This window comes from Microcoleus sp. K1-B1, from assembly GCF_036704705.1.
Taxonomy (GTDB): Bacteria; Cyanobacteriota; Cyanobacteriia; order Cyanobacteriales; family Microcoleaceae; genus Microcoleus.
On sequence record NZ_JAUBSH010000077.1, the window covers coordinates 27,458 to 32,927 of the forward strand.

Below are 5,470 nucleotides of genomic sequence, written 5' to 3' on the forward strand. Positions count from 1 at the left end.
AACAGGCAAGATGCCTGTTCCACAAAGAGTAGATTTTCTTGTGGAACGGGCTTCTAGCCCGTTGCTGATATTGGTGCGCTCAATCTAATTAAATTAGATCCATGAACTAGATAATACTGGCATGGCAGTTTATTATACTTTTGCTGACGTTTCATATTATGTTAATGATCGAAAAAGATTTTGCTAAAAATGTTGCTTTCAGATTAATAACATATCTAATTTTTCCAATTTTTTTATCCACCACCACGGCTGAAATTGTCTTAAGATTTGCGGGATACAAACCCTGGCAAATAGAAAATGTTGATGTTGCCGTCGAACCAAAAGGCAACTTTTTTACAAAAGACTCGCAACTCGGCTACAAGCATTTGCCGGGTAAATTCAAGGTAACACTTAACGGCAATTACTCATTTAATGCAACTCATCTCAATAATAGTCTCAGAATAACACATCCACTCAATACTTACAATTTATCCTTAAGAAAGCCGGAAATTTGGATATTTGGCTGTTCTTTTACCTACGGTTGGTCATTGAATGACAGCCAAACTTATGCTTGGTTGCTGCAAGAGAAATTACCCAAATATGAAATAGTGAATTTCGGAGTTAACGGCTACGGCACTCTGCATTCGTTGATTCAATTCAAAGAAGCACTCAAACAATCAAATAAACCCAAAATTGCGGTGATTGCTTATGCGGGATTTCATGACCGCCGCAATACTTTGTTAAGGGCGAGACGAAAGCAAATGGCTGCTTGGAATAAACTCGGTATTCTATTTCAGCCCGATGCTAGGTTGAATGGAGAAAATAATTTTACCTACAAGATGGCAAAAGTTGAATATCACGAGTTCCCCCTAATGCGGGTTTCTGCATTAAGCCATTTTTTGGAGGTTAATTACAATCAATTTGAAGAGGGATTGTACAAAAGTCACGAGGTGTCTAAGGCAATTATTGAAGAGTTTAACCGGGTGGCTGAGGCTAATGGTGTTAAGTTAGTGGTGGCGGGAATTAATGCGGGTTCTGCTAAGATGTTGGGGGAGTTAAGTCAGGAGGGAATTGCTACGGCGGATATTTCGGTTGATTTGAAAATACCTGCCAATAATAATTTACCTCATGACCTTCATCCAAGTGCGATCGCGAATCGGCAATATGCAGAAAATTTGGAAGGTTTTTTGCAAGGTACTGTTTTAAGGTAAGTTAATGAACCGCGAAGGCGCAAAGGGCGCGTTCGGCGAAGCCGTTCCCGAAGGGTAGGAAGAGAGAAAGAGGAAGTTTAGAAGTTATTTAGGGTTGCTAGACTGATGGGATTATTTGATTTTGTTTCTTTTAAATTGCCTCGAAAATTTCTAATTGATGGGTTTTTCCTTTTTTTACTTGTTCTCCTCACAGTTGCAGTAACATCAATCTATGTATCCAGCGAACATACTTTTTATTGGTGGGATTACGCGGGATACAATACCGCTACAGTCAACACGGCAAATTTATTTCGAGAGTCGCCAGATAAAGCATGGCGCGGAGTTATAGAATCGCTATCTAAGGAAAAAAACCTATTAATCTCTTTGCCGTTAGTGCCGTTTATTCTCTTATTTGGCGAGTCTCGGCTGAGTTACATTCTCAGCGTATCCCTGATTTATGTGCTGCCGTTTCGCCTGTTGCTGGGGGCAATTTCTGCAAAGCTAATTCCAGTTTATTCCCGCCGGGTGTTTTGGTCAACTGTGCTGCTGAGTTTATTAATTCCCATGAGTTGGATACCGACTCTGCGGGGATATCTGGATACTGGCGGCTGTGTGTTTGTAGCTTTGGCAATTTTGGTTTATTTGCATGATGTTAAGCTGAAATCTTGGTGGAAAATCCCGTTAATTGGGTTTTTGCTGGCGGCGGCTATTCTGTTGCGGCGCCATTTTGCTTATAGTGCGATCGCATTTTTTGGTGCAGCGACTTTACAGGCTTTCATCGAGTTTATTATACTAACATACCGTAACCAAACCGCATTGTCGTCTCCCAAAGACAAGGACGCGGTAGTGCCGTTTCCCTACAGATGCTTGTTTGAATCCGGCATCAAATTGGGTTTGATAGCTGCAACTAGCTTGACTATTTTAATGTTGGTAGCGGGAGATTTTACTCGCAGTGCTCTGACGGTTGACTACCGCAATTTGTATGTCGCTTGGAGTTTGCCTGTAAATGATATTTTAACTCGTTATGCGGATTTTTACGGGTTGGGAACTTGGCTGCTGGTACTGATTGGTTTTTCTGCGGGAATTCTCACTCGAATGCTGGTTCCGGCGGCGGCTATTTTTGTTTCGTTGTTTGGCGTTTTGTCGCTGCTTGAATGGCTGTTAGTGTTGCGTTACGGCTACTTGCACTATACAATTCATATTACACCGATCGCACTTTTAGGACTATCCACATTTTTCTGGACAACTTGGCTGACACTCAAGGGAAAAGTCCGGTATTTCATGCTGGGCGCGGCGGGTTTGTACCTGGTTGTGAATGCCGCAGTCGGGTTAATTCCTCTCAAAATTGATTTGCCAAGACTGTTTGTGGGTAATTTTGCGCCGTTAGTGCGATCGGACTACGACGAAGTTGTAAAATTAGTAGAGTTTCTGCGAAAATTAGCACCGAATGAAGAACCGATTTATATTGTCGGTGCTTCTAACAATTTCAATGCTAACATACTCAGACAAGCTAACCGCAAATTAAACCCGCCGGAGGGTTGGTGGAAATTAAATACAATCGGGAGGCCGCAAATTGACTCGCGCGATACTTACCCGCTACCGGAGTTGTTGCAGTCACAATATGCCGTGGTTGCTGTACCTTTTCAGCAGGTGTTACCGACTGACGAACAAGTTTTGCGATCGCACGAACAAGATGTTGTTAAAGTTGTGTACGATGCCTTTATTCAAAACTGGGAAATTGTCCGCGATTTCCAATTGCTACCGGAACAGTTTAAGCTAGAAAACGGGGTGACTGTCAGCGTTTACCGGAGGATGCGGCCGACTGATACAGCAACGGCAGTTAGGACTCTGGAGGCGATGCAGCGGCAAATAGTCGATAGACCAGGCACGCAGTTAGATTGGATTAGTTTGCATCAATCAATCTACACAAGTGCCAATTATTCGGTCAATCAAGAATCGGATAACTTATATAATATTGTAACTCATCCAATTAAAAACAGCAAGAAACTCGATACATCTTTCCTGTATTTAGGTTCCATTTCAGACAAAGTAAAAGTTACCGGCAAACTCAATTTACCTAACCAACAATGTCCGGGAGTTGCCCTGCGCTTGACTTTGTGGGACAAGCAAGGTAAATTAGTAGACTCAGCAGAGATGGCTTATAGTCCAAAAAGTGCGATCGGCTTAAATCTATTAGTTGAGGGCAAAAATCCGATTTATCTGCTGCTTGAGGTATTGAGTAGCAGCAAACAGGATTTAACAAACCAATGCCGACTGGAGATTAACAATTTGGCTGTCAGTAGGTAAGTGGAACCGTCAATGCAAAAACATCAAAAATCCCACTGGTATTTTAATCTATCTCTCTATACTGTTGTCATCATCGGTTCCCTGATGGCTACTGGCTATATTTTCCCCATTGGAGGCAATTTCCCCGAAGTGCCACCCATTCAATTTATGTTAAATCCTGAACTCTACAAAAATGACTATTACGTTCAGGAAATGGTTAAATTCAATCCGAGATACTACTATTATTATATCATCTATTTGCTCGCAAACTTAGGAACCCGCATTCCACTAGCGCACTTTATTTATCAATTCCTCGCCTTCGGTTCATTTATCCTAGCTTGCTACGCAATTATCAATATCTATACTAATTCAAAACTACCTGCCGCAGCGATGGCTTTTTTATGTATAGCCGCTTCATTTACAGACGTTGGTAACACGCTGATATTTTCCACTAAATCAGTACCCAGTATCTTCGCAATGGGTTTCGCAATCTGGGGAATTTACTTTAGTTTGCGCCAGAAATGGCTGACCGGATATTTCTTTTTTGGACTGGCTTGTCTGCTGCAATTTTTAGTTGGTTTGTTGCCGGGATTGATGATGATTCCCGTTTTAGTTATTGAATCTGTAAAACAGCGGAAGTTCAAAACATTGATTTTGGCGATCGCACTTTTAGCAGCAATGGCAAGTATTGTTTACATACCGATGTTATTAACAGGTACTACGAGCACTCACACTATCGACAACGCCGAGTTTGTCTACATTCACGCGAAAGTCCGCAACCCCCACCACATCCTCCCGTCAAATTGGGATGTAGGGAATTGGTTCAACTTTATATGTTTCATAATTGGTGGCTTGCTGTGCATCAACAATTCCGATTTATTACCAAAAGAAGACAAGATTAATTTTTCTGTAATTGTTGGCACATCAATTTTTGCATTATTTCTAAATTACGTATTTGTCGAAGTTTACCCTTTGGCTTTTATCGCCAAACTACAGTTAGCTAGAACCGTACCTTTTGCTCAATTAATCATATTTATTGCGGTTGCTTTGACGGTCGATCGACTTTACAGAGAAAAACAAATAGCTGTTAGCTTGTTGCTGTTAGCTGTACTAACTTTGCCTTTTAGGGGTATCCTATTCCTAGGATTATCAGTTTGGCAAACAAAAAAATACGTATTTCCCAAACGATATAATATATTGTTGTGGATTTTAGCAGCAGGAACGGTAATTTTCAGCTTGATATATCCGGTGACTGATTCATGGGAAATAATGGGCGATCGAATAATTAGCATCCCAGTTTTTTTCTCAATTCTCGCCTTCCCATTCATTTTAGAAAAAACATCCCTAGCTACATCTATCAAACAAACTCTAACTCACACATTAGCCTTAATAACTACCGCCACCTTAGTTTTTGGAATAGCAGGAATTCTACCCAAACCTATATTAAATGTATTTCAAACAAGAGTTAATATCAATGCCGTTCCCAGAGACGACTTAAGCAAATTAGCTGTGCGATTTTCGCAAATTAGCAGCCAAGATTCACTCGTATTAATTCCACCTTCAGTTACCAGCTTCCAGTTTTTTTCCGAAAGAGCGATTGTCGTCAACTTCAAAAACTTCCCCTTTACCGAAAAAGGTATCAAAGAATGGCAAAATCGCATGGAAACCGTTTTAGGAGTCCCCTTAAACCCGCAAATGATTTGGGGAGGGAATGAATTTTTCATCCGCCGCAGTAGTGCGGATTTAGTCAAAGTAGCCAGAAACTATCAGGCTGATTATATCCTGACTCGTACTGACTGGCACCCAAATATTCAAGGGGAAATCGCAGACAAACAAGGCAAATGGATACTCTATAAAATTAGGTAATAGGTAATTGGTAAAACTTGTGAAATCCCAATCTAACTTTTAGATTAGTCAGCAGAGGTAGACTTTGCTTGTCTAAGTAGGTAGGCGGGAAAAAACCAATCTATGTAACAAAATATTAAGTTACCTAATTGGAGTTAAACTTAAGACGT

At 40.8% G+C, this 5,470-nt stretch carries 3 protein-coding genes; all 3 read left to right on the top strand.

What is annotated here, in order from left to right; all coding sequences use genetic code 11:
• Positions 1-158: 158 nt before the first annotated feature.
• The 3 genes from QUA83_RS22920 (at position 159) to QUA83_RS22930 (ending at position 5,321) form a co-directional block, all read left to right on the top strand.
• Positions 159-1,190 (top strand): SGNH/GDSL hydrolase family protein, encoded by a 1,032-nt coding sequence (locus QUA83_RS22920; protein ID WP_333296068.1) that lies wholly within the window; start codon positions 159-161, stop codon positions 1,188-1,190.
• 105 nt (positions 1,191-1,295) lie between these two features.
• Positions 1,296-3,476, top strand: a complete 2,181-nt coding sequence (locus QUA83_RS22925) for a hypothetical protein (protein WP_333296070.1) — start codon at positions 1,296-1,298, stop codon at positions 3,474-3,476.
• Positions 3,477-3,488: 12 nt separating this feature from the next.
• A complete protein-coding gene (locus QUA83_RS22930; protein ID WP_333296073.1) occupies positions 3,489-5,321 on the top strand; it encodes a DUF6798 domain-containing protein in 1,833 nt (610 codons plus the stop codon).
• The last annotated feature ends 149 nt before the right edge of the window (positions 5,322-5,470 follow it).